The organism is Pseudomaricurvus alkylphenolicus (assembly GCF_011683955.1).
Lineage (GTDB): Bacteria > Pseudomonadota > Gammaproteobacteria > Pseudomonadales > Cellvibrionaceae > Pseudomaricurvus > Pseudomaricurvus alkylphenolicus.
This window is the reverse complement of sequence record NZ_JAAQPI010000002.1, coordinates 539463-563769: the sequence shown is the minus strand read 5'-3', so window position 1 is coordinate 563769 and position 24307 is coordinate 539463. Positions and strand designations below refer to the sequence as shown.

22 protein-coding genes are annotated in these 24307 nt (G+C 53.3%); 16 read left to right on the top strand and 6 right to left on the bottom strand.

Annotation, left to right across the window (positions count from 1 at the left end; all coding sequences use genetic code 11):
- Positions 1–83 precede the first annotated feature (83 nt).
- The 12 genes from HBA55_RS07810 to glmS all read left to right on the top strand — a co-directional run bounded on the left by HBA55_RS07810 (position 84) and on the right by glmS (position 11816).
- Positions 84–983, top strand: a complete 900-nt coding sequence (locus HBA55_RS07810) for a ParB/RepB/Spo0J family partition protein (RefSeq protein WP_166989100.1) — start codon at positions 84–86, stop codon at positions 981–983.
- A gap of 245 nt (positions 984–1228) precedes the next feature.
- The gene (locus HBA55_RS07805; RefSeq protein ID WP_206019599.1) at positions 1229–1600 is read left to right on the top strand and encodes an ATP synthase subunit I; all 372 of its coding nucleotides are present in this window, start codon (positions 1229–1231) and stop codon (positions 1598–1600) included.
- A gap of 105 nt (positions 1601–1705) precedes the next feature.
- Entirely contained in the window at positions 1706–2602 is an 897-nt protein-coding gene (gene atpB / locus HBA55_RS07800) for a F0F1 ATP synthase subunit A (RefSeq protein WP_166989096.1), read from the top strand.
- An 84-nt stretch (positions 2603–2686) separates the two neighbouring features.
- Positions 2687–2935, top strand: a complete 249-nt coding sequence (gene atpE / locus HBA55_RS07795; protein WP_166989094.1) for a F0F1 ATP synthase subunit C — start codon at positions 2687–2689, stop codon at positions 2933–2935.
- A gap of 50 nt (positions 2936–2985) precedes the next feature.
- A complete protein-coding gene (locus HBA55_RS07790; RefSeq protein ID WP_166989092.1) occupies positions 2986–3456 on the top strand; it encodes a F0F1 ATP synthase subunit B in 471 nt (156 codons plus the stop codon).
- A 12-nt stretch (positions 3457–3468) separates the two neighbouring features.
- A complete protein-coding gene (locus HBA55_RS07785) occupies positions 3469–4005 on the top strand; it encodes a F0F1 ATP synthase subunit delta (protein ID WP_166989090.1) in 537 nt (178 codons plus the stop codon).
- A gap of 37 nt (positions 4006–4042) precedes the next feature.
- Complete coding sequence (gene atpA, locus HBA55_RS07780) at positions 4043–5587, top strand: F0F1 ATP synthase subunit alpha (RefSeq protein ID WP_166989087.1); 1545 nt, start codon at positions 4043–4045, stop codon at positions 5585–5587.
- A 74-nt stretch (positions 5588–5661) separates the two neighbouring features.
- On the top strand, positions 5662–6522 hold the full coding sequence (atpG, locus tag HBA55_RS07775) for a F0F1 ATP synthase subunit gamma (protein ID WP_166989085.1): 861 nt from the start codon (positions 5662–5664) through the stop codon (positions 6520–6522).
- 46 nt (positions 6523–6568) lie between these two features.
- Entirely contained in the window at positions 6569–7945 is a 1377-nt protein-coding gene (atpD, locus tag HBA55_RS07770) for a F0F1 ATP synthase subunit beta (protein ID WP_166989083.1), read from the top strand.
- Between the two features lie 83 nt (positions 7946–8028).
- Positions 8029–8451, top strand: a complete 423-nt coding sequence (locus HBA55_RS07765) for a F0F1 ATP synthase subunit epsilon (RefSeq protein ID WP_166989082.1) — start codon at positions 8029–8031, stop codon at positions 8449–8451.
- Positions 8452–8609: 158 nt separating this feature from the next.
- On the top strand, positions 8610–9968 hold the full coding sequence (gene glmU, locus HBA55_RS07760) for a bifunctional UDP-N-acetylglucosamine diphosphorylase/glucosamine-1-phosphate N-acetyltransferase GlmU (protein ID WP_166989080.1): 1359 nt from the start codon (positions 8610–8612) through the stop codon (positions 9966–9968).
- 27 nt (positions 9969–9995) lie between these two features.
- A complete protein-coding gene (gene glmS, locus HBA55_RS07755) occupies positions 9996–11816 on the top strand; it encodes a glutamine--fructose-6-phosphate transaminase (isomerizing) (RefSeq protein WP_166989078.1) in 1821 nt (606 codons plus the stop codon).
- Positions 11817–12142: 326 nt separating this feature from the next.
- Here the strand turns inward: glmS and HBA55_RS07750 are convergent, their stop codons facing one another.
- The 3 genes from HBA55_RS07750 to hexR form a co-directional block, all read right to left on the bottom strand.
- Positions 12143–12823, bottom strand: a complete 681-nt coding sequence (locus tag HBA55_RS07750; protein WP_166989076.1) for a response regulator — start codon at positions 12821–12823, stop codon at positions 12143–12145.
- A gap of 1 nt (position 12824) precedes the next feature.
- On the bottom strand, positions 12825–14318 hold the full coding sequence (locus tag HBA55_RS07745; RefSeq protein WP_166989074.1) for an ATP-binding protein: 1494 nt from the start codon (positions 14316–14318) through the stop codon (positions 12825–12827).
- Positions 14319–14413: 95 nt separating this feature from the next.
- Positions 14414–15277, bottom strand: coding sequence for a transcriptional regulator HexR (gene hexR, locus HBA55_RS07740; protein WP_476704290.1), 864 nt, complete (start codon positions 15275–15277; stop codon positions 14414–14416).
- Between the two features lie 252 nt (positions 15278–15529).
- Here hexR and uvrD point away from each other — a divergent pair, with 252 nt between their 5' ends.
- Together uvrD and HBA55_RS07730 are read left to right on the top strand one after the other, a co-directional pair.
- The gene (uvrD, locus tag HBA55_RS07735) at positions 15530–17725 is read left to right on the top strand and encodes a DNA helicase II (protein ID WP_166989072.1); all 2196 of its coding nucleotides are present in this window, start codon (positions 15530–15532) and stop codon (positions 17723–17725) included.
- Between the two features lie 60 nt (positions 17726–17785).
- Complete coding sequence (locus HBA55_RS07730; RefSeq protein WP_166989070.1) at positions 17786–18940, top strand: TRAP transporter substrate-binding protein; 1155 nt, start codon at positions 17786–17788, stop codon at positions 18938–18940.
- A gap of 39 nt (positions 18941–18979) precedes the next feature.
- Here HBA55_RS07730 and HBA55_RS07725 read toward each other — a convergent pair whose 3' ends face one another.
- From HBA55_RS07725 to HBA55_RS07715, 3 genes are read right to left on the bottom strand one after another with little or no spacing between them, the layout of a single operon-like run.
- The gene (locus HBA55_RS07725; protein ID WP_166989068.1) at positions 18980–19384 is read right to left on the bottom strand and encodes an acyl-CoA thioesterase; all 405 of its coding nucleotides are present in this window, start codon (positions 19382–19384) and stop codon (positions 18980–18982) included.
- Between the two features lie 21 nt (positions 19385–19405).
- Positions 19406–20779 carry a TRAP transporter large permease gene (locus tag HBA55_RS07720; RefSeq protein ID WP_166989066.1) on the bottom strand — a complete coding sequence of 458 codons (1374 nt, stop codon included), beginning with the start codon at positions 20777–20779 and terminating at the stop codon, positions 19406–19408.
- A complete protein-coding gene (locus HBA55_RS07715) occupies positions 20779–21321 on the bottom strand; it encodes a TRAP transporter small permease subunit (protein ID WP_166989064.1) in 543 nt (180 codons plus the stop codon). The genes HBA55_RS07720 and HBA55_RS07715 overlap by 1 nt, the downstream gene beginning before the upstream one ends.
- A 265-nt stretch (positions 21322–21586) precedes the next feature.
- Between HBA55_RS07715 and HBA55_RS07710 the strand changes: the two genes are divergently transcribed.
- Entirely contained in the window at positions 21587–22627 is a 1041-nt protein-coding gene (locus HBA55_RS07710; RefSeq protein WP_166989062.1) for a substrate-binding domain-containing protein, read from the top strand.
- A 258-nt stretch (positions 22628–22885) separates the two neighbouring features.
- Positions 22886–24295 (top strand): phosphate ABC transporter permease subunit PstC, encoded by a 1410-nt coding sequence (gene pstC / locus HBA55_RS07705; RefSeq protein ID WP_166989060.1) that lies wholly within the window; start codon positions 22886–22888, stop codon positions 24293–24295.
- Positions 24296–24307 lie beyond the last annotated feature (12 nt).

Sequence of the window (24307 nt, the reverse complement as noted above, 5' to 3'; positions counted from 1 at the left end):
CAATCTGAACATCAAGCTAACCCTAGAACAAACGCTGGCGCCAAGCCCAAGCGAGCGTCGCAAAAACAGGAACAAACAACATCATGGCAGCAAAACGAAAAGGATTGGGACGTGGACTCGACGCCCTCTTGGGTGGCGCAAGCGGAACCAATGCCAGTGAGGCCATCGCTGCAGTGACCTCCCCTGAGGAAGGGGGCGATGGCAGGCTGGCAGAGCTGCCTGTAACCGCTATTCAGAGAGGCAAATACCAGCCTCGCCGGGATATCCACCCCGAAGCACTGGAAGAATTGGCCGATTCCATTCGGGCGCAAGGGGTTATGCAGCCGATTGTGGTGCGTTCGGTTGGTGCTGATCAGTACGAAATCATCGCCGGAGAGCGGCGTTGGCGCGCTACTCAATTGGCGGGGCTGGACACCATTCCCTGTGTTATTAGAGAGGTTTCCGATGAAGCCGCCATCGCCATGGCGCTCATCGAGAACATTCAGCGCGAAGACCTTAATCCCATGGAAGAGGCCCTTGCCCTGAAACGTCTTCAGGATGAGTTTGAATTGACTCATCAGGAGGTCGCCAAGGCCGTTGGCAAATCCAGAACCACAGTAACCAATCTGTTACGCCTGATCTCCCTCACTGAAGACGTTAAGACCATGCTTGAGCACGGTGACCTGGAAATGGGGCATGCCAGATCGATGTTGTCGCTTGAGGCCGATGAACAAAAGTCCATCGCTCGCCAGGTTGTGGCCAAGGGGTTATCTGTGCGCCAGACAGAAGCTTTGGTGCGCAAAATTCAACAGGCTCAACCCAGTGTCAAAGCGGCATCCCCGTCCAATCCCGATCTGGATAAGCTACAGGAATCGCTCAGTCGCCAGGTGGGAGTCGCTGTGTCCATTTCCCAGGGCGCCAAAGGCAAGGGAAAATTGGTTTTGAACTATCGCAACGACACCGAGCTGCAAAGTATCCTCAGCCAGCTTGGCTACAAGCCCTAGTGTGTTTGGATGGCCTGGAGCACCAGATAGTGTGTTCCCCCGTTCACTATCGAAGGTGATCGTAGTTCATACGGCGTATATTCTTACATCATTGGGCTTGTCAGCCCTTGATTTCAGTTGATTGACACGCACCTACCCCCTATAATTCGCGTCGCCCGATTTGATGGCAAAATGAGCCGAAAATGGGGTGTAAAGGTGCAGAGCTAACGGAGTGTTGGCCCGGAGCGATACCAGAGAAGTCCGCCTTGGCTAGCATAAAACGACCTCCCGTCTTCAGAGTTGCAGTGATTCAGCTGGCCTGTCTGGTGCCAGTGAGCGCATGCCTGACGGTGGTTAACACGAACCTGGCCGTCTCGCTACTCGCGGGTGGTCTGATAGCGGTCATTCCACATCTCTATTTCACCCTTTACGCCTTTCGCTACATGGGGGCACGGGCCTCCAATCAGATAGCACGCTCATTTTACCGTGGGGAAACCGGGAAATTCCTGTTGACGCTCGTGGGATTTGGCTGTGCATTCGCCGGCCTGACCCAGCTGCGCCCGCTGGCACTGTTCTCAGGCTATCTGTTGATGCTGATCCTGCAGTGGTGGTTGGTGGCCCGCGCGGTCCGGCAATAGCGAACGTCCATTCCCCAATCGCGGTTGACGTATTTTAAGAAGTTTTAAAAGCCCGGTTTCCCGATCGGAGACGGTTTTTAAAACTTAAAGGTGCTTGAGACAACTATGGCAAGCGAAGAACTCACTCAAACGGGTTATATTCAACACCACCTGCAAAACATGGCCTATGGCAAACTGCCAGCCGGTTATGAGCGCGCAGATGGTACCGTCCTCCAGGAAGCTACCTGGACCCTGGCCCACTCCTATCAGGAGGCCGCGGACATGGGCTTTTGGGCTGTCCACCTGGACACTCTGGGCTGGTCCATCGGTCTGGGGCTGATTTTCTCATTCCTGTTTTCAAAAGCAGCCAAAAGTGCCACCACCGGTGTTCCTTCCGGCTTGCAAAGCTTTGTTGAAATGATCGTGGAATTCGTCGACGGCGTCGTCAAAGACACCTTCCACCACACCAACAAGCTGGTCGCCCCTATGGCACTGACCATTTTTGTCTGGGTATTCCTGATGAACCTGATGGATCTGGTGCCCATCGACTGGCTGCCTCTGGGCGCTCAGGTGGTCTCCGGTGATCCGCACCTGTTCTTCAAGGTCGTGCCTACTACCGATCCCAACGCCACCCTGGGCATGGCGATCGGCGTGTTCCTGCTGATGATCGGTTTCAGTATCAAAAACAAGGGTTTCGGTGGTTTCATGCGTGAACTGGCGCTACACCCTTTTAACCACCCTGTGATGATTCCATTCAACCTGTTCCTGGAACTGGTTGGTCTGATCGCCAAGCCTATCTCTCTGGGCCTGCGACTGTTCGGCAACCTCTACGCCGGTGAAATGATCTTTATCCTGATTGCTCTGCTGTACTCTGGCGGTCTGGTATTGGGCGTCTTTGGCGCCGGTCTGCAGTGGATGTGGGCGGTATTCCACATTCTGGTAATTACCCTGCAGGCTTTTGTGTTTATGGTTTTGACCACTGTTTACATGGCCATGGCACACGATGTGGACGAGCATCACTAAGCTCCGCTCACAGAGTCAGCGGTAAAAGATTTACTTTTAACTTCAACCTTTAAACCTTTAAACCTTTGAAAATTGGAGAAAACAATGGAAGCACTTGGTTTGGTATACGTAGCGAGCGCACTGCTGATCGGTCTGGGCGCACTGGGTACTGCGATCGGTTTTGGTACTCTGGGCGGCAAGCTGCTGGAAGGTTCTGCGCGTCAGCCTGAGCAAGGTCCCGCTCTGCAGGGCAAAATGTTCCTGATGGCTGGTCTGCTCGACGCCGTTCCTATGATCGGTGTTGGTATCGGCATGTACCTGATCTTTGTTGTTGCACCTGGCCTGGCAGGCTAATAACACCTCTGTCTTTATAACCTTTCCTTAAAGAACAATGAGGTGTCGGTGTGAACATTAATTTGACTTTGATTGGCCAAACGATCTCGTTTGCGTTCTTCGTGTGGTTCTGCATGAAGTTCGTCTGGCCTGCGCTTATGTCCATTATGGAAGAGCGTGAAAAGAAAATCGCCGATGGTCTGGAAGCTGCTGATCGTGCTGATAAGGATCTTGAGCTGGCTCAGAAAAAAGCCACCGCTCAACTCCGTGAAGCCAAAGAAGAAGCAGCAGCCATTATTGAGCAGGCTAACAAGCGTGCTAACCAGATTGTTGAAGAAGCTAAGGACCAGGCCGTTGCCGAAGGCAACCGTCTGAAAGCTGCGGCTGAGGCACAAATTGAGCAGGAAGTTAACCGCGCTAAAGAAGAATTGCGTGGCAAGGTTGCTGTTCTGGCGCTGGCCGGTGCTGAAAAGGTACTGGGCGCGTCCATCGACGAAAACGCTAACAGCGAGCTGGTAAACCAGTTAGCCGCCGAACTGTAAGTGAGGTAAATCATGGCCGAACTTACTACTCTAGCCAGACCTTACGCCAAGGCCGCATTTGAATTTGCCGATGCGGCTGGCGACTTGCAAAAGTGGTCTGACATGTTAGCGCTTGCTGCTGCGGTGTCGCAGCAGGACGGAATGATCAAGGCCCTGTCTTCTCCGAGCCTGACCGCCGATAACAAAGCCAAGGCTTTTGTTGAGGTGTGCGGTGAGGAGCTCAACGAGAAGGCAGCCAATCTGGTGTCCGCACTGGCCATGAATGGGCGTTTGGCACTGCTGCCTGAAATCCAGGCACTGTACGAACAGCACAAGGCCCAGCGCGAACAGTCCGTCGATGTGGAAGTGACCACAGCGTTCGAACTATCCGGCGAATTGCAAGATAAATTGGCGAAGGCACTGAGTGCCAAGCTGAACCGCGAAGTGACTCTGTCCTCCAGTGTGGACAAAGCCATTCTGGGTGGCGCCCTGGTACGTGCAGGCGACACAGTGATCGACGGTTCGGTGCGAGGTCGTCTGGCCAAGCTCGCCGAAGCAATGAACTCCTGATTCGGCCCGCGGCCGAATAGGAATTGAGGAACAGAGCATGCAGCAACTGAATCCTTCTGAAATCAGTGACATTATCAAGCAGCGCATCGACGGTCTCGATGTCTCTGCCAAAGCCCAGAATGAGGGCACCGTCGTTTCTGTAACTGACGGTATTATTCGTATTCACGGTCTCGAAGACGTGATGTACGGTGAAATGATCGAGTTTGAAGGTGGTGTCTACGGTATGGCACTTAACCTTGAGCGCAACAGTGTTGGTGCGGTAGTACTGGGTGAATACGAAGGCGTGGCCGAAGGCCAGACCTGTAAGTGCACCGGCCGCATCCTGGAAGTCCCTGTTGGTGACGAGCTGCTCGGTCGCGTTGTAGACGCGTTGGGTAACCCCATCGACGGTAAGGGCCCCATTGGTAACACTAAAACCGATGCCATCGAAAAAATCGCCCCAGGCGTAATTGACCGTAAGTCGGTAGACGAGCCGGTTCAATTCGGTCTGAAGTCGGTTGACTCCATGGTACCGGTGGGTCGTGGCCAGCGTGAGCTGATCATTGGTGACCGCCAGACCGGTAAAACCGCCATTGCGGTTGATGCCATCATCAACCAGAAAGGCTCCGGCATTAAGTGTATCTACGTTGCGGTTGGCCAGAAGGCTTCTTCTATCGCTTCCGTAGTGCGTAAGCTGGAAGAGCACGGCGCGATGGATCACACCATTGTTGTCGCGGCTACCGCCTCCGATCCTGCAGCCATGCAGTTCCTGGCACCGTTTGCCGGCACTACCATGGGTGAGTACTTCCGTGATCGCGGTCAGGATGCCCTGATTGTGCACGACGACCTGACCAAGCAGGCTTGGGCGTATCGCCAGATCTCCCTGCTGCTGCGTCGTCCGCCCGGTCGTGAAGCATACCCTGGTGACGTATTCTACTTGCACTCACGTCTATTGGAGCGCGCCTCCCGCGTTAATGCTGAATACGTCGAGAAGTTCACCAACGGTGAAGTGAAAGGCGAGACCGGTTCTCTGACTGCTCTGCCAATCATTGAAACCCAGGCCGGTGACGTATCCGCGTTTGTACCGACCAACGTAATCTCCATTACTGACGGTCAGATCTTCCTGGAAACCGACATGTTTAACGCAGGTATCCGTCCTGCGATGAACGCCGGTATCTCCGTATCCCGTGTGGGTGGTTCTGCCCAGACCAAGGTGATCAAGAAGCTGTCCGGTGGTATTCGTACCGCACTGGCCCAGTACCGTGAATTGGCGGCGTTCTCTCAGTTCGCTTCTGATCTGGACGATGCCACCAAGGCTCAGTTGGACCACGGTGAGCGCGTAACCGAGTTGATGAAACAGAAGCAGTACGCACCTCTCAGCATTGCTGAAATGGGTGTGATTCTGTACGCCGCCAACGAAGGTCACCTGCAAGACGTCGCCGTCGCCAAAGTTGGTGATTTCGAAGCTGCCTTGCTTTCTTACATGAACAGCGAACACGCTGAACTGATGAAGAAAGTGAATGAAACCGGTAACTACAATGATGAAATTGAGTCCGGCTTCAAAGCGGCCCTGGAGAAATTCAAGTCTACCCAGACTTGGTAAGCGGTCTCACCGGGAGCTTGCATTGCAAGCCCCTGGTGTCATGACACTCACTTGAATTTATTCGGGGACCGGTAATGGCAAGCGGAAAAGAGATTCGTACTCAGATAACGAGTATTAAAAATACGCAGAAAATCACCAGCGCCATGGAAATGGTCGCGGCGAGTAAAATGCGTAAAGCGCAAGACCGCATGCAGCTTGGTAAACCTTACGCCCAGCGTATTCGCTCGGTGGTAGGTCACATTGCCAGCGCCAATCCGGAATACAAGCACTTGTTTATGCAGCAGCGCGAAATCAAACGCGTTGGCTTTATTCTGGTATCAACCGATCGTGGCCTGTGTGGTGGTTTGAACATTAACCTGTTCAAAGCCGCTATTCGCGACATGAAAGGTTTTCACGATCAGGAAGTCGAGATCGACCTGTGCCTGATCGGCGCCAAGGCTGCCGCCTTCTTTAATAGTTATGGCGGCAATGTAGTTGCTGCTGTGCGCGATCTTGGTGAAGATCCAAGCGTTTCCGATCTGATCGGCAGCGTGAAAATTATGCTCGACAGCTACGCTGATGGCACGATTGACCAACTGTTCCTTGTGGGTAATGAGTTCGTAAATACCATGACCCAGAAGCCATTTGTTCAGCAGTTGTTGCCTTTGCTGGCTGACAAAGATGAAAAGCTGCAACACAGCTGGGATTACTTGTACGAGCCAGAAGCAGCGGAGCTGCTCGAAGGTTTGTTAACTCGTTACATTGAGTCACAAGTGTATCAGGCTGTCGTAGAGAACGGCGCATGTGAAATGGCTGCTCGTATGTTGGCGATGAAGAACGCCACCGATAATGCGGGTGACCTGATTGACGATCTGGAGCTTGTTTACAACAAGGCCCGTCAGGCTGCGATTACGCAGGAACTGTCGGAGATCGTAAGTGGCGCCGCGGCGGTTTGATCGAGCTTGTAATTGAATTCTAAACTTTGTAATTGAGGATCCGAACATGAGTAGCGGACGTATCGTACAAATTATTGGTGCGGTTATCGATGTGGAATTTCCACGCGATTCCGTACCCAAGGTATACGACGCCTTGACTGTGACTGAAAAGGGTCTGACCCTGGAAGTTCAGCAGCAGTTGGGTGATGGTGTCGTACGCGCAATCGCCATGGGTTCTTCCGAAGGTGTAAGCCGTGGCTTGACCGTCGAGAACACCAATGCCCCTATCTCCGTACCTGTAGGTGCTGAGACCCTGGGTCGCATTATGGACGTATTGGGCAATCCCATTGACGAAGCTGGCCCCATCGGTGAGCAAGAGCGCAGTGCTATTCACCGCAAGGCTCCTGCCTACGACGAACTGGCCGCTTCTGAAGACCTGCTGGAAACCGGCATTAAGGTTATCGACCTGGTTTGTCCTTTCGCCAAGGGTGGTAAGGTCGGCCTCTTCGGTGGTGCCGGCGTTGGTAAAACCGTAAACATGATGGAGCTGATCAACAACATCGCCAAGGCCCACAGTGGTCTGTCCGTATTTGCTGGTGTTGGTGAGCGTACTCGTGAAGGTAACGACTTCTACTACGAGATGGAAGAATCCAACGTATTGGATAAAGTTGCCATGGTTTACGGCCAGATGAATGAGCCCCCCGGTAACCGTCTGCGTGTAGCACTGACTGGCCTGACCATGGCTGAGAAGTTCCGTGACGAAGGTAAAGACGTACTGTTGTTCGTCGATAACATTTACCGTTATACCCTGGCGGGTACCGAAGTATCGGCACTGCTGGGTCGTATGCCTTCTGCGGTGGGTTACCAGCCAACGCTGGCTGAAGAAATGGGTGTTCTGCAGGAACGTATTACTTCCACCAAGACCGGTTCTATTACCTCGGTTCAGGCAGTATACGTACCCGCGGATGACTTGACTGACCCGTCTCCTGCCACCACCTTTGCTCACCTGGACTCCACCGTTGTACTGAGCCGTGACATTGCCTCCAAGGGTATCTACCCGGCGATCGATCCACTGGACTCTACCTCACGTCAGCTGGACCCTCTGATCATCGGTGAAGAACACTACAGCATTGCTCGTGGCGTACAGTCTGTACTGCAGCGTTACAAAGAGTTGAAGGACATCATTGCGATCCTGGGTATGGACGAACTGTCTGAAGAAGATAAGCAGACCGTTTCCCGCGCCCGTAAGATCGAGCGATTCCTGTCTCAGCCTTTCCACGTGGCGGAAGTATTTACCGGTTCTCCTGGTAAGTACGTGGCTCTGAAAGACACGCTGTCCGGCTTTAAAGGCATTTTGGCCGGTGAGTACGATGATCTGCCAGAGCAGGCCTTCTACATGGTTGGCGGCATCGACGAAGTCGTTGAGAAAGCCAAGAACCTGTAAGGCGTTCCCTTAAGCCAGGTTGTGGATAAGTTGTTAATGTTTACACTGACGAATTATCCACAGCCGCGAAAGAGGCAAGAGATATGGCTATGACTGTCCACTGTGACATCGTTAGCGCAGAAGAAGAGATCTTCTCCGGCCTGGTGGAAATGGTGATTGCCGCAGGTACTGAGGGTGACGTGGGTATTGCCTATGGTCACGCTCCCCTGCTCACCGGTTTGCAGCCAGGTCCCATCCGTGTCATCAAACAGGATGGAGTTGAAGAGGTTTATTACGTTTCCGGCGGTTATTTGGAGGTTCAGCCCTACCAGGTAAGCGTTCTGGCGGATACTGCTCTTCGTGCCGACGATATGGATGAAGCAGCCGCTCTGGAAGCCAAGCGTGAGGCTGAACATGCACTGGCGAATCAAAGCGGCGACTTTGATTATTCCCGTGCAGCCACTCAATTGGCGGAAGCTGCTGCGCAGCTGCGTACCATCCAGGCCATTCGCAAGAAGCTGGGATAATATTTCAGCATCTGGCCTGTGAATGGGTCGCATCTTAAAAAGGGTAGCGTTCGCTGCCCTTTTTTCTTTTTAGGCCCCAATCGTATAGAGTCATAATAAGAATCTGAATGCACCGGTAACCTGTGGTGTATCTGCCAGATCAGGAAGGTAAATCAGCCATGCTAGATATTGTTGTTCTTGCCGCGGGCCAAGGTACTCGAATGAAGTCCAGTCTGCCCAAAGTCCTTCACCCCATCGGCGGTAAACCCATGTTGGGCCATGTATTGGACAGTGCCCGGCAATTGGGAGATGCCAAAATACACTTGGTGGTCGGTCATGGCAGCGAACGGGTACAGGAATCATTTGCTGCTGCAGACGTCGACTTCGTGTCGCAGACAGAGCAATTGGGAACTGGCCACGCGGTTCAACAGGCCCTGCCTGTATTAAGGCAAAATTCAACCGTATTGATTCTTTACGGAGATGTCCCGCTAACCCCCTCCTCTCTGTTGAAGCAACTTGTGGATTGTGTGTCCGAAGACAGCATGGGATTGCTGACAGTAAACTTAAAGGACCCCACCGGCTACGGACGAATTATCCGCAATGATCAGCACGATGTAGTCGCTATTGTGGAGCAAAAAGACGCCACTGAAGAACAGCTGGTCATTCGCGAAGGTAATACCGGCATGATGGCTGTTGCCAGCGAGGACCTTAAGCGCTGGCTGCCGGCGTTAAGCGCAGAAAACGCCCAGGGCGAATACTATCTTACCGATATCATTGCCATGGCTCAGGCTGAGGGCAAGCGTATAGTGACAGAGAAGGTGGAAAACGAATATCTGGTGCAGGGCGTCAACAACCGGCACCAGCAAGCTCAGCTTGAGCGCTACTACCAACTCAGCCAAGCAGAGCAGCTGATGCAGGCCGGGGTGACCCTGTTGGATCCAGAGCGCTTTGATTGTCGTGGCAGTCTGTCTGTCGGACGGGATGTGGTCATTGATGTGAATTGCGTGTTTGAAGGTGATGTTATCTTAGGTGATGGAGTGGTGGTGGGGGCCAATTGTGTCATCGGCAACTGCAGCATTGGCACGGGCACCCAGATCAAGCCATTCACCTCTATTGATGGTGCGCAGATGGCTGAAGACTGCGACATTGGTCCCTATGCCAGAGTTCGTCCTGGAACTGTTTTGGCAAAAGGTGCCAAGCTTGGCAACTTTGTGGAAACCAAAAAGGCCAATATCGGTGAGGGCAGCAAGGTCAATCATCTTACCTATATTGGAGACAGCGATATCGGTTCCAAGGTTAATGTGGGCGCAGGTACCATCACCTGTAACTATGATGGAGTGAACAAATCCAAAACCACGATCGGGGACGGGGCGTTTATCGGTTCCAACTCGAGTCTGGTAGCTCCTGTCACAATCGGCGCGGGTGCCACGGTGGGGGCGGGATCCACAGTTACCAGTGAAGTCCCGGATGATCACTTGGGTGTCGCCCGAGGCAAGCAGCGTAATATCAAAAACTGGAAGCGACCGGTCAAACAGTAACCGGTCCCATACAAAGGAATTGAGTCTATGTGTGGAATTGTCGGCGCCGCCGCTCAGCGCAACGTCAGCAAAATTCTGCTGGAAGGGCTGAAGCGCCTCGAATACAGAGGTTACGACTCGGCCGGTTTGGCGGTCATTGAAGAACAGGCAATCGGCCTGCGCAAAGCGGTCGGTAAAGTTTCGGAACTGGTCAACAAATTCGATCAAGACCCGATCAAGGGTATTGTGGGGATTGCCCATACCCGCTGGGCTACCCATGGTGCACCCAGCGAAATCAACGCTCATCCACATTCTTCAGATCATATCGCTGTTGTGCACAATGGCATTATTGAAAACCATGAAGAATTGCGTCAACAGCTTAAAGACAAGGGCTATGATTTTGTTTCTGAAACCGATACAGAAGTCGTTGCACACCTTATCCACAGCTTTTTCATAGAAAGTGGTTGTTTAAAAACGGCACTTCGTCAAGCTGTTGGCAGCTTTGATGGTGCCTATGCCCTGGGCGTGATCTCAGCGCAGCAACCGGATACGGTGGTGTGCGCGCGCAGCGGCAGCCCCCTAGTGGTGGGTGTAGGCATTGATGAGAACTTCATCGCATCGGATCAACTGGCTCTCCGCCAGGTGACGGATCGCTTCATATTCCTGGAAGAAGGCGATCTTGCTGAAGTGACCACTGAAGCTATTCGGATATTTGACCAACAGGGTGAATCTGTAGAGCGGCCCGTGGTTCAACTTACAGATGTAGAAGAGTCTGCGGATAAGGGCGAGTATCGCCACTACATGCTCAAGGAAATTCACGAACAACCTCGAGTATTGGGCAACACCCTGCAGGGTCGGGTCAGCAAACATTCGGTATTGGAAGAAGCGTTTGGCGCTGAGGCCAAGGCCATCTTTGATCAGGTGGAAGCGATACAGATTCTCGCCTGTGGTACTTCCTACCACGCCGGAATGATCGCCAAGTACTGGTTTGAAGATTGGGCTGGCATTCCCTGCGCTGTGGAAGTGGCCAGCGAGTATCGATATCGCAAAACCGTGGTGCGGCCAAATACCCTGTTTGTCAGTGTGTCACAGTCTGGAGAAACGGCGGATACACTGGCCGCGCTGAGAGGCAGTGAGGGCTATCTCGCGAGCCTGACAGTGTGCAACGTCGCCAACAGCTCCCTCGTCAGAGAGTCTGATCTGTGCCTGATGACACTGGCCGGACCCGAGATTGGCGTTGCGTCCACCAAGGCGTTCACTACCCAGTTGGTGGCACTGCAATTGTTGGTTATTGCGCTGGGTCGCCGGGCAAAAATGACACCAGAGAAAGAAACGGAATTGGTGCAAGCCCTGCACGCTCTGCCTGAGCTGTGCGAAAAGGTCTTGAAGCTCGACGCAGAAATCCAGCAGCTCAGCGAAGCCTTCTCGGAAAAACATCATGCGTTGTTCCTGGGGCGGGGTGTGGAATATCCCGTTGCCAAAGAAGGGGCATTGAAACTCAAGGAGATCTCATACATCCACGCAGAGGCGTACCCCGCCGGTGAATTGAAACACGGGCCATTGGCACTGGTGGACAGTGACATGCCTGTGGTGGCCGTTGCCCCCAACGACCAACTGCTTGAAAAGCTCAAATCCAATTTGGAGGAAGTACAGGCTCGGGGAGGCAAATTGTTTGTTTTTGCAGATGAACAGTCCGGGTTTGCCAACGACGACAATACCACTGTGCTGCTACTGCCCGATGTGCCAGGAAGTATTGCGCCCATAATCTACACACTGCCCTTGCAACTCCTGTCCTATCACGTCGCCATATTAAAGGGCACGGATGTGGATCAACCCCGCAATCTGGCCAAGTCGGTTACCGTCGAATAATTTCCAACGGCCTGATGCCCTCTGTGACGCAATGGTCACAGAGGGCCCGCTAAGCTGTAGACTTGCGAAACCGGCCAAAATACCTCGGGTTGTGGAGGTTTTGGTCATTGAGGAACACTCCTGGAGCGGCGATAGTGATAAAGCTTCTTGAAGGAGTACCTTCATTGATCTGGTCGAGGTTTCTATGATCCCTTCTCCCTGCCCTTCCTTTTTTCGAGTGGTATGGGGTTGGCAGAAGCAACGCTTTTTGACCAGCAGGGGCCTGTGGGTGTTGCACTGCAAACCCTGTTAATCACCGAATTGGACGGTTAAAAACCATCGGGATCTTAATCCACTGGCGGCAGGAACTTGTAGCCCACACCATAGACCGACTGGATCAATTCTTCCTGGCTTAACTCCTGGCAAATTTTCTTGCGGAGCTTTTTTATATGGCTGTCAATGGTACGCTCACTGACGACACGGTGATCGTTATACATGGCATCCATTAACTGGTTTCTTGAAAATATACGGCCTGGCTCATTGATCATGAGACTCATCAATTGAAATTCCAGGGCGGTCAGTGCCAAATGTTTGCTACCACAATGTAACTGATAGGTGTCGCTATCGAGATAAACACTGGATGCCGTCTGTTGTGATGAACGGGGTCGTAGACGCCGAAGAATGGTCTTAACGCGCGCGACTACCTCCCGAGGACTATAGGGCTTGCACACGTAATCATCCGCACCCAGCTCCAACCCCAAGAGGCGATCAATTTCTTCCACACGCGCTGTCAGCATCATAATGGGCAAGTCACTGAATTGACGTATTTCCCGGCAGATGGTCATACCGTCTTTTCCCGGGAGCATCAAATCCAGCAGCACAAATACGGGCTGGTTCTGTTTCACCCAGGCTATCACGTCATTACCTTCGTAGAGACAGTGGCACTCGAATCCCTCCGGCGTCAAATAGTCGCGTAGCAAGTGAGCCAGCTTGATTTCGTCTTCAACGATTAACAGTTTTTCTTTCATATCACGCTGTCCGGGGCAAGGTAACTTCGATAGCCAGTCCGCCGAGTTCAGACTTCAGGGCTTGAATATGGCCATCGTGAGCCAACACGATCCGCTCACAAATGGCGAGACCCAAGCCGGTGCTGACAGGATTTGCACCGTCACTGCGACGTCTGGCGACGTCCTGTCTATAGAGCGGATCAAAAATTTGCTCAAGCTCGGACTCTTCAACGCCAGGGCCGGAATCTTCAACTTTCAATCTCCATAGACTGTCTTGTTGACTTAGATTCACCCGTATTTCTCCTGGCTGATCACAGTATTTGGCACAATTGCTCAGCAAATTATCGAGTAGCTGTTGCAGGCGCCCTCGATCTCCCCAGAACTCTTCCTCGGTTTCCGATAAGGTCCATTTCAGTTCTAATTCCTTTTCGGACAACAGTACCGAATGCTTCTGACAAATTTGTACTACCAATTCTTCCAATGACAGAGATTGTTTGCGGTAATTCAGGCTGCCCAGGTCACTGGCATTCAGTTCATGAAGATCATTGATCAGGCGTTGCAGATGCAGAATTTCCTGGTAGATGGAGTCTATGGTTTCCGGGGTGGCTTCTCGAATACCGTCTATAAGTGCTTCCAATTCACCTCGAAGAATACTCACCGGTGTGCGCAATTCGTGAGATACATCCGCCATCCAGCGCTTGCGACTCTTGTCATTGTTTTCAAGGGTACGTGCCAGTTCATTAAAGTCTCTGGCGAGAGCTCCCAGTTCGTCGCTGCGTCCATCGGGTAGAGAGAGACGATATTCCCCTTGGGTCAGTTCAGAGGCGGCACTGGCCAATTTACGAATGGGATTGAGAAAATGCCTGGCCAAGGGGATGGCCAGCAAACTGGTTATCAGCAGGATCAACCCTGCAATCAGCAGCAAATCTTTCTGCTGCTGTTGCAAAAACTGCAGCTCATATCCGTCCGTGATCTCCTGCCGTTTGGCAATGCCGAACCAACCCACGATCTCTCCGTTCAGTTCAATGGGTACAAGGGTCGCTTCATTGAGTGGCAAGCGGCCGGTAACGATCGTTTGGGAGGCATCATAAAGCGCAATACGCGGTGGTCTGTGAGGCGGTGGACGGTGAGGGCTGTCTCCTGCGGGTCTCCTGCCTTGGGATTGACGTTGGAAATGAGGCGGACGTTGACCACCTGTATCGGGCCCCCTGGGGGGCCTGTGGCGTGGTCCGGGGCGCAGGTGATTCCGTGATTCACCGCCGTCTTCGCGCGAACTGTAACGGCGCATATAGTCCTGCAGCAGGAACTGATTGCCCTTCAATGTATGCCAGCCGCCATGGCGGCGATATAACTCAGCCAGCGGCTGCGCCAGGGGTTCTATATGTTGCTGTTGGCGGGTATTGACGTAGTCGACCATGCCCTCGCGGATACTCCATTGCACCAAAGCCACCATGCCTGCAATCAGGGCGCTTCCCGCCAATAGCAGGGCGACAATCAATTTGGTGCGGATACTCATGGTGTATTAATAACTGGCGATCAATGGATACAGCATATCCACAGAGCGGAATTGCTTCCACACCGGCGAGACATTTCCACAATGGTTCCACAATTTCAGCGACGGTCTTCCGGCTGAATTCGCAGTGGGCGCAGACCCTGTTTGAGCTTGAACAAGTGGTCCTGAAGTTCGGAGCCTTTGCGCTGAGCCACGCCAATGGCCAGCACATCAATCATGACAAGGTGGGCTATGCGGGAGGATAGAGGTGTATAGATTTCAATATCTTCCTCTACGTCCACCACAATGGGAATGGTGGCGTTCTGAATGACCGGGGTGCCGCTGGGGGCAATGGCAATGGCTATTCCCCCGGCCTGCTTCACCATGTCCATGGAGTGAATCAATGCCTTGGTGCGGCCACTTTGTGAAATAGCCACAATCACGTCTCCAGGCTGCATGGACATGGCAGACATATTCTGGATGTGTGGGTCGGAGTGAGCAGCTGTGGCCAGTTGCAGTCGGAAGAACTTGTGCTGGGCATCGGCAGCCACAGCACCGGAGGCGCCAAAACCGTAAAACTCCACCCGGTTGGCGTTGCAGATCGCCGACACGGCTTTATCCAGGACGGATGCATCGAGCTTGTCGCGAACCTGCAGCAAGGTATCGATAGTGGAATCGAACACCTTGTGACTGAAGTCAGCGATTGAATCCTGATCGGTTACTGCAATCTGGCCGAAACTGGGGCTGGCGGCCAATTGTTGGGCGAGGTTAAGTTTGAAGTCCTGAAAGCCGTCGCAGCCAATGGCTCGACAAAATCGCACCACGGTGGGTTCACTGACTTGCGCTTCGCTGGCGAGATCCACAATGCGCATATGGATAATGTCCGTCGGGTTTTTGAGGACATAGTCGGCTACCTTGCGCTCGGATTTGCGCATGGTCTCCAGCGCTTCGCTGATGCGCATGGTCAGTTCTGCTGGCTTCACTCTCGGGATTCCGTCGTTTGTCGCAAACTCTAGTTGCTAACTCTATTTGCAAAGCTCTTGTTTCAAATCGCGACCGCTGGTGTAAGAAGCGGCGGGTTTATCCACAGGTACTCCTGCCTAGAAGGAGCGCAAGCCGCCTATGGTAAAAAAATCATGTAGTAAACGCACGCAATATCTGTAATTTTGCTACAAGAAGATTCTTGTCAGTGCTTATATGTACATTTTTACAGTGCCCTTGCTAGAATGGCCGCCATGGACGTTTCCCCGATACTCGATAACCTCAATGATGCCCAGCGCCAGGCGGTAACCGCAGCGCCCTGTAACCAGCTGATTCTGGCAGGGGCCGGCAGCGGCAAAACCCGGGTGCTGGTACATCGTATCGCCTGGCTGATACAAGTAGAGCAGGTTTCCCCTTACTCCATTCTGGCGGTCACCTTTACCAACAAAGCAGCGCGTGAAATGCGCGGGCGCATCGAAGAGCTGCTGGGGCTCAACCCGCGCGGAATGTGGGTGGGCACCTTCCACGGCATTGCTCACCGGCTGTTGAAGGCCCACTGGCAAGAGGCCGGTTTGCCCCAGAACTTCCAGATTCTTGATAGCGATGATCAACTGAGATTGATCAAGCGGGTTTCGCAACAGCTGGGGCTGGATGAAAAGCGATGGCCGCCCCGCCAGTCACAGTGGTTTATCAATGCCCAAAAAGATGAAGGTCTGAGGCCGGACTACATCCAACAGACCGGAGACCCCTACGTTACTACCATGGTCCGTATCTACCGAGAGTACGAAGCCGCCTGTGAACGCGGTGGCATGGTGGACTTCGGCGAATTACTGCTTCGCTCCCATGAGGTATGGCTGAACAAGCCCGATATCCTCGCCCATTACCAGCAGCGTTTTCCGTTTATTCTGGTGGACGAGTTCCAGGATACCAACACCATCCAGTATGCCTGGTTGCGGGTATTGGCCGGAAAGCAATGCCGGGTAACGGCAGTTGGTGACGACGATCAGTCAATTTATGGCTGGCGTGGTGCCAAGATCGAAAACATCCAGCGTTTCGAAGATGACTTTACGGGTACAGAGACGGTTCGACTGGAACAAAACTACCGCTCTACCGCTACCATCCTGGACGCCGCCAACGCTGTCATTGCCAATAACCAGGGGCGCCTGGGCAAGACACTTCACACCGATGGAGAAAAGGGGCAGCCCATTGGACTCTACGCCGCCTTCAATGAGCAGGACGAAGCCCGTTACATAGTCGACTCCATTGAGGATTGGGTGCGCCAGGGTCGAAGCCGGGCCGACAGCGCCATCTTGTACCGCTCCAATGCTCAATCCCGGGTGCTCGAAGAGGCGCTGCTGAGAGAAGGCATCCCCTACCGGATCTATGGAGGGCAACGCTTCTATGAGCGCCTGGAAATTCGCAATGCCCTCGCCTACCTGCGTCTGATGGCCAGTCGCCACGATGATGCCGCTTTCGAGCGGGTTATCAACACACCGACTCGCGGCATCGGTGCCAAAACTGTGGATAACATTCGGCTGTTTGCCCGGGAACAAGGCTGTTCACTGTGGCAGGCGGCGGTGCAGATGGTAAATAACAAAGGATTGAGTGCCAGAGCAGGTAACGCCGTGCTGGCCTTTTTGCAGCTTGTGGATAAGTTGCAGGGCGACACTGTGGATCAGACACTCGATGCCATAGTGGATGTGGTGATCCGCGATTCCGGCCTCTACGATTTCCACAAGTCGGAAAAAGGTGAAAAAGGCCAGGCTCGCATTGAAAACCTCGAAGAACTCGTCAATGCCTGCCGGGCCTTTGATAACGAAGATCCGGAGACTCCGGACCTCAATGCCTTTTTGGATACCGCAGCGCTGGACGCCGGTGATACTCAAGCGGATGAACACGAGGAGGCAGTGCAGTTGATGACGCTGCATTCGGCAAAAGGCCTGGAGTTTCCCCTGGTGTTTCTGGCCGGTGCGGAAGAAAACCTGTTTCCGCACCGAATGTCCGCCGAAGAACCCGGCCGCCTGGAGGAAGAACGCCGCCTTTGCTATGTGGGGATTACCAGGGCTATGGAGCAACTGGTGATCAGCTATGCCGAAAGCCGTCGTATGCACGGCCAGGACAATTACAACTCCATCTCGCGGTTTGTGCGCGAAATCCCACCGCAATTGATTGAAGAAGTGCGCCTCAAAAACACCGTATCTCGCCCAGTCAGCTTCCAGAGGGGGCAGTATCAGGAGGACGAGTTCAGCAACTCTGTGAATAAGTCCCTCAGCGACGAAGACGCATCCACAGGTTTTTACCTGGGTCAGCGAGTCAAGCATTCCATATTTGGTGAAGGTGTGATTTTGCAGTTTGAAGGTGATGGTAATAAGGCGCGAGTACAGGTAAATTTCGACGACCAAGGCTCCAAGTGGCTGGTGTTGCAATTTGCCAAGCTGGAGGCGCTCTAATCTCGCTCAAACGCAGTTGCACACAACAATAAACAAGGACAGACACAGCGGAAAATTTCCATGCAAAACCCTTCTTCAACTCGCCTGCAGCCCGCCATTATACTGGGCTTGGTTGCTCTGGTTCTGGTCTTGTTCTGGCTCCTGGTAGCTGCCAGGATCAATAACACCGGTTATGGCAACAACGCCAGTCTCTCCGGTTCGACACCAGAATCCATCCAATCCGAGCAGCGTTTTCACTGGAAACTGGTCACCACCTGGCCCAAGAACTTCCCTGGATTGGGCTCAGCCGCCACCAACTTCTCCCGCCTGGTGGAAGAGATGAGCGAGGGGCGTTTGACGGTCTCTGTCTATGGTGCCGGTGAGCTGGTGCCGGCACTCGGGGTGTTTGATGCAGTGTCGTCAGGCAGTGTTGAGGCCGGTCACGGTGCCGCCTATTACTGGAAAGGCAAAAACACAGCGACGCAGTTCTTTACGTCTGTGCCATTTGGCATGAACGCCCAGGAAATGAACGGTTGGCTATACTACGGCGGCGGTATGGAGCTGTGGAGGGAGGTATATGCCCCGTTTAATATCGTACCCTTTGCGGCCGGCAATACCGGTATACAGATGGCGGGTTGGTTCAACCGGGAAATCAACTCCATGGAAGACATCAAGGGGTTAAAAATGCGCATCCCCGGCCTGGGGGGAGAAGTTTGGAATCGAGCTGGTGGATCCTCCATTAATATTCCCGGTGGAGAGCTTTACACGGCCCTCCAGACAGGAGTGATTGATGCTACCGAGTGGGTTGGCCCATACAACGATTTGGCATTTGGCTTTTATCAGGTGGCAAAGTATTACTATTACCCCGGCTGGCACGAAACCGGCTCTACCCTGGAGCTGATTGTCAACAAAGACGCGCTTGAGGCGTTACCCAAAGATCTGCAGGTGATTGTGGAAACTGCAGCCCGTATGTCTAATCAGGACATGCTGGATGAGTTCACCGGCCGCAACAACACGGCACTGCAGGAACTTATCCACAAGCACAAGGTTGATGTCAGACCTATCCCCAAACCGGTTCTGGATGAGTTACGTACCATTGCCCACCAGATTTACCAGGAGGAGGCGGACAAAAATCCCGACTTTAAACGGGTTTACGACGCCTACCGTAATTTCCAGCAGGGAGTGGAAACCTACCACAAGGTATCTGAGCAGGCGTATTACGAGATCAGGGACTGAACTCCCAGCCCCGGAGCTTCCGGGGCGGGCGGTACTGCCTCAGCGATCAATCGGGCGGGTACGGCCATTATCGTCAATGGCGACATAGACGAAGGTACCTTCCGTCACCTTATAGCGTTCACCGGTTTCAGCGGAATAGAGCCATACATCCACCAGGATTCGAATCGAGGAGCGCCCTGTCTCCAGCACTTCGGCATAGCAGCTGACGGTGGCACCGACGGGAACGGGTCGCAGGAACGCCATGCTGCCAGCTGCAACGGTGGTTACCCGGCCACAGGCGATTGAGCTGGCCTTGATTGACCCGGCCAAATCCATCTGCGACATCAGCCAGCCGCCAAAAATATCCCCATTGGGGTTGGTATAGGCGGGCATGGCCAGGGTTTGCAGGGTCAGTTCACCGGTGGGAATCGGCTCCTCGTCCAAATCGTCGTAGTTATCAGTCATTGTTGCAGTTCTCTGAAAAATCTAGTGCATTTGCCCCGGCAGCCAGGTGACCAGTTGAGGCCAGACGGCAAGTGCAGACATAAGCCCCAATTGGAGCACAATAAACGGAATCACGCCACGATAAATGTCCGATGTGGCCACTGACTCGGGCGCCACACCGCGTAAATAAAACAAGGCGAAACCAAAAGGTGGGGTCAGAAACGAGGTTTGCAAGTTAAGAGCTATCATTATTCCCAGCCAAACCGGGTCGAGACCCATCGCCAGCAGCACTGGCCCCACGATAGGCACAACCACAAAGGTGATCTCGATAAAATCCAAAATAAACCCGAGTAAAAAGATCACCAGCATGACGATCAAGGTGGCGGAGACGACGCCACCGGGCAGGCTGTTGAAGAATTCGGTAATCATCTCCTCACCGCCGAATCCTCTGAACACCAGTGAGAACAGGGACGCACCAATCAGGATGGTAAACACCATGGCGGTGACTTCAGTGGTGGAGCGGGCAATGTCGGCCAGCATTGCCCGGCTCAGTGCACCTTTTTGCCATGCCAGCAGGGTGGCACCCAGGGCACCGACTCCGGCAGCTTCAGTAGGTGTGGCGGCGCCGCTGATGATGGAACCCAATACCAATACAATCAGCAAGACCGGGGGCAAGAGGCTCGACAGCAATTCAGCGGTGCTGACATCGTCCTGCTGATCTTCGTCCTGGCCACGGGGGGCAATATCCGGGCTTCGAATGGAGGTAAACAGCAGATAAACGATATAGAGGCCGACCAGTAGAACACCTGGAATGATCGCACCCACAAACAGGTCCCCTACTGACACCGGCTGTGGATTAAAAATGCCCATCTTCAGCTGTGCCTGTTGATAGGCACTGGAAAGAATATCCCCAAGCAGTACCAAGGCAATGGAGGGGGGGATAATCTGGCCCAGGGTGCCGGTGGCGCAGATGGTACCGGTGGCCAGTGAGGGGCTGTATCCCCGTTTTAACATCGCCGGTAATGACATCAGGCCCATGGTGACAACGGTAGCGCCGACGATTCCCGTGCAGGCTGCCAGCAGCATGCCCACAATAACCACCGAAATACCCATACCTGCAGGCAGACGCCCACACAGCCTCGCCATATTATTGAGCAACTGTTCCGCCAATTGCGAGCGCTCAAGCATTACACCCATCAGCACGAACAGCGGTACGGCAATCAGCGTGTAATTGTTCATAGTGCCGAACATGCGGTCAGGAAAGGCCTTTAACAGACTGGCATCGAAGTGACCGGCAACAATACCCAGCCCGGCACACAGCAGCGCGGTGCCCGCCAGTGTAAAAGCGACGGAATAGCCGATCATCAGACACATGCACACCAGCAGAAACATCAGCAGGGGCAGCACTTCCAGCATTACGCGCCCTCCCCTTCCAGCTGCGGCTGAGTGAGGGTCAGCAGTCCCCGCAACACCTCTGCGATACCCTGCAGCGAAAGCGTTATGGCGGCCAGGGGAATCAGGCTCTTAAGCAAATAAACGGCAGGAATGCCATCCGCGTTGGGGGAGCCCTCCTTAATGCGCCAGGCGCTGACGACAAAATCCCAGCTATATATAAGAATAAAGAGACTCACTGGCAGCAGAAACAGAAGGCTGCCCAGGGCATTTACCCAGGCTTGTTGCTCCCGATTGAAGCGTCGGTAAAAGATGTCCACTCTTACGTGACCATCCCGCTGTAGGGTAAATGCAGCGCCGAGAAGGAATACCATGGCATGCAGATAGCCGATAGACTCCTGTAGGGCGATGGAACCTATCGAAAAGCCGTAGCGTAACAGCACGATCAGGCAGGTCAGCGCCATCATTGCCAGAGTCAGCCAGGCCACCACACGCCCGGTAAACTCAGAAAAGGCGTCGATCAGCCCCACTACAGCGTCGATCCGGGTCCCTTTATTGGACGACATTCTGAAAGCCTCTTTCTTTATTATGGTTAGGTTATAAAATCCGAGGGCGCAGTATACCTGAATCCGTTCACGGGCCCGTAACTTTCCCCCTCTGGCCGGGCCCACAACCGGCATATCCATGGGCATCATCCCCCTGCCGGTTTGTAACAGTTCTGTAATATTTCTTTCATATAGTTGTCACCGTCGAAACCTAGCATCGTCTGCGGTGTAAGAATTAGGGCGACTACACAAAGACCAGCCCGAATATAGCTCCCAGGAGGATACTGTGAAAAAAACACTGATGATCGCAACCGTAGCGGCTACCGCTATGAGTGCACAATTTGCCACTGCAGCGCGTGACTATATTAGCATCGTTGGTTCTTCAACCGTTTACCCATTCGCGACTGTTGTCGCCGAGCGTTTCGGTAAGAGCACCAACTATAAGACTCCCAAGATCGAATCCACTGGATCCGGTGGTGGTATGAAGCTGTTTTGCCAGGGCGTTGGTATCAGCCACCCGGACATCACCAATGCTTCCCGTCGTATCAAGTCTTCTGAGTTCAAGATGTGTCAGGAAAATGGCGTTAAGGGCATCGTGGAAGTTCTGATCGGTTATGACGGCATTGTGATCGGCAACTCTTCCAAGGCCAAGCAAATGAAGCTGACCCGCAAGGACATCTTCCTGGCCCTGGCCAAGCAGGTTCCCAACCCCAACGGTTCCGAGACCTTGGTAGACAACCCTTACAAGACCTGGAAAGACGTAAACCCGGCTCTCCCCAACACCAAGATTGAGGTTCTGGGCCCACCTCCGACTTCCGGTACTCGCGATGCATTCCAGGAGCTGGCTCTGGAAGGTGGTTGTAAGAAGTTTGACTGGATCAAAGCGATGAAGAAGAAGGACAAGAAGCAGTACAAGAAGATCTGTCGTACTGTTCGTGAAGACGGTCCTTACATCGAAGCCGGTGAGAACGACAACCTGATCGTTCAAAAGCTGAATGCCAACAAGAAAGCTTTGGGCATCTTCGGTTTCTCGTTCCTGGACCAGAATGCCGACAAGATTCAGGGTTCTATGGTAGATGGCAAGAATCCTACTTTCGAGTCAATCGCCGAGGGTTCCTACCCTGTTTCCCGTCCGCTGTATTTCTACGTCAAGAAGGACCACGTAGGTACCATTCCTGGCATGAAGGAGTATCTGGCTGAATTCACCAGTGAAAAGGCGTTCGGTGAAGAAGGTTACCTGAGCGAGAAAGGTATGATCCCTCTGGGCACTCCAGAGCGTGCCAAAGTTGCGTCTGATGTGAAAACCTTGAAAAATCTGGCCATGTAATACCAGATTTTAAGACAGGGTTTTCCAATAGCCTGGCTGGGTTCGGACCCGGTCAGGCTATTTTGGTGAAAGGGATTGAGAATATTCAAAAGTTAATCGTCAAACAGGTTCAATTCGTAGAAAATAGCGCACCCGCATAGTAGCGGTCTCAATTGTTTAACAGAGCGCAAGTTAGAATTCTTTGAAAAAGCAGCCCAGGCCGGCTTTCTCAAAGGCATCTGCTACGCCAAATGTGAATTACTTAACCCTGGAATATTTATGGATACATCCACGTTACTCGCCACGCTGATGATTCTGATCGCGGTGGCCTACGTACTGGGTCGAGGGCGCTCCATTGCCCTGGCGGACACCAGTGGTCGCGGTTATGCCAACCTCAATTCACTGCCCTTCTACTATGGAATGCTTACCGCTCTGTGGTGTGGTATTCCGAGTCTGGTATTGGTGGGCGCCTGGTTGATGTTTGATGCCACAATTATTGACCAGCTGTTGATCCAGCAACTTCCAGATGATATTCGTTCTCTGCCTGCAGCAGAATTGGGGCTGGTGTTAAACACCATCAATAACATTGCCGAAGGCAATATGGTCGGCAGCGAGCCGGCACCCTATATGGCAGCTGCGGCCGACACCCTGAATCGTTTGCGCACGACCAGCCAGATGGCTATGACGGTTGCCGCTGTCACCTGCGGTATGCTGCTGGCCATTTTTGCCTGGATTCGCATTAACCCGGCGCAAAAAGCCCGCTTGCAGGTTGAAACAGCATTCAAGTTGATTTTGCTGGCGTGCTCCATGATCGCCATCTTTACCACGGTTGGTATTGTCTTTTCGGTCATCTTCGAATCATTGCGTTTTTTCCAATCCGTTCCGGTCTTTGATTTCCTGTTTGGGCTGCACTGGAGCCCACAAATGGCTATCCGTGCCGACCAGGTCGGCAGCTCCGGGGCGTTCGGTGCCATTCCACTGTTTGCCGGAACCATGCTGATCTCCGTAATAGCACTGATAGTCGCCGTACCCACCGGACTGATGGCAGCGATCTACCTGTCAGAGTATGCCAGTGCCCGGGTTCGCTCGATGGTTAAGCCTCTACTGGAAGTCCTTGCCGGTATTCCTACGGTTGTATACGGATTCTTTGCGGCACTGACCGTGGCTCCATTTATCAGAGACAGCGGCGCCTGGACGTTTGAGTTTCTCGGTCTGCAAATGGCCATTTCATCAGAGAGTGCCCTGGCTGCAGGCCTGGTTATGGGCGTGATGATTATCCCGTTTGTTTCTTCACTGTCTGATGACGTGATCAATGCCGTTCCTCAGTCTCTGCGTGACGGCTCTTTCGGGCTCGGGGCCACCCAGTCCGAGACTATCAAACAAGTTGTGATTCCCGCCGCCTTACCCGGCATCGTTGGCGGTGTCTTGCTGGCGGCCTCCCGGGCGATCGGCGAAACCATGATTGTGGTGATGGCCGCCGGACTGGCAGCAAACCTGACGGCCAACCCACTGGAATCGGTGACCACGGTCACGGTTCAAATTGTGACCCTGCTGGTGGGAGACCAGGAATTCGACAGCCCCAAGACTCTGGCAGCCTTCGCGCTGGGCCTGATGTTGTTTGTGGTTACCCTGGCGCTGAACTACTTCGCGCTGCATGTGGTGAAGAAGTATCGAGAGCAGTATGAATAAGGACCAGGAACA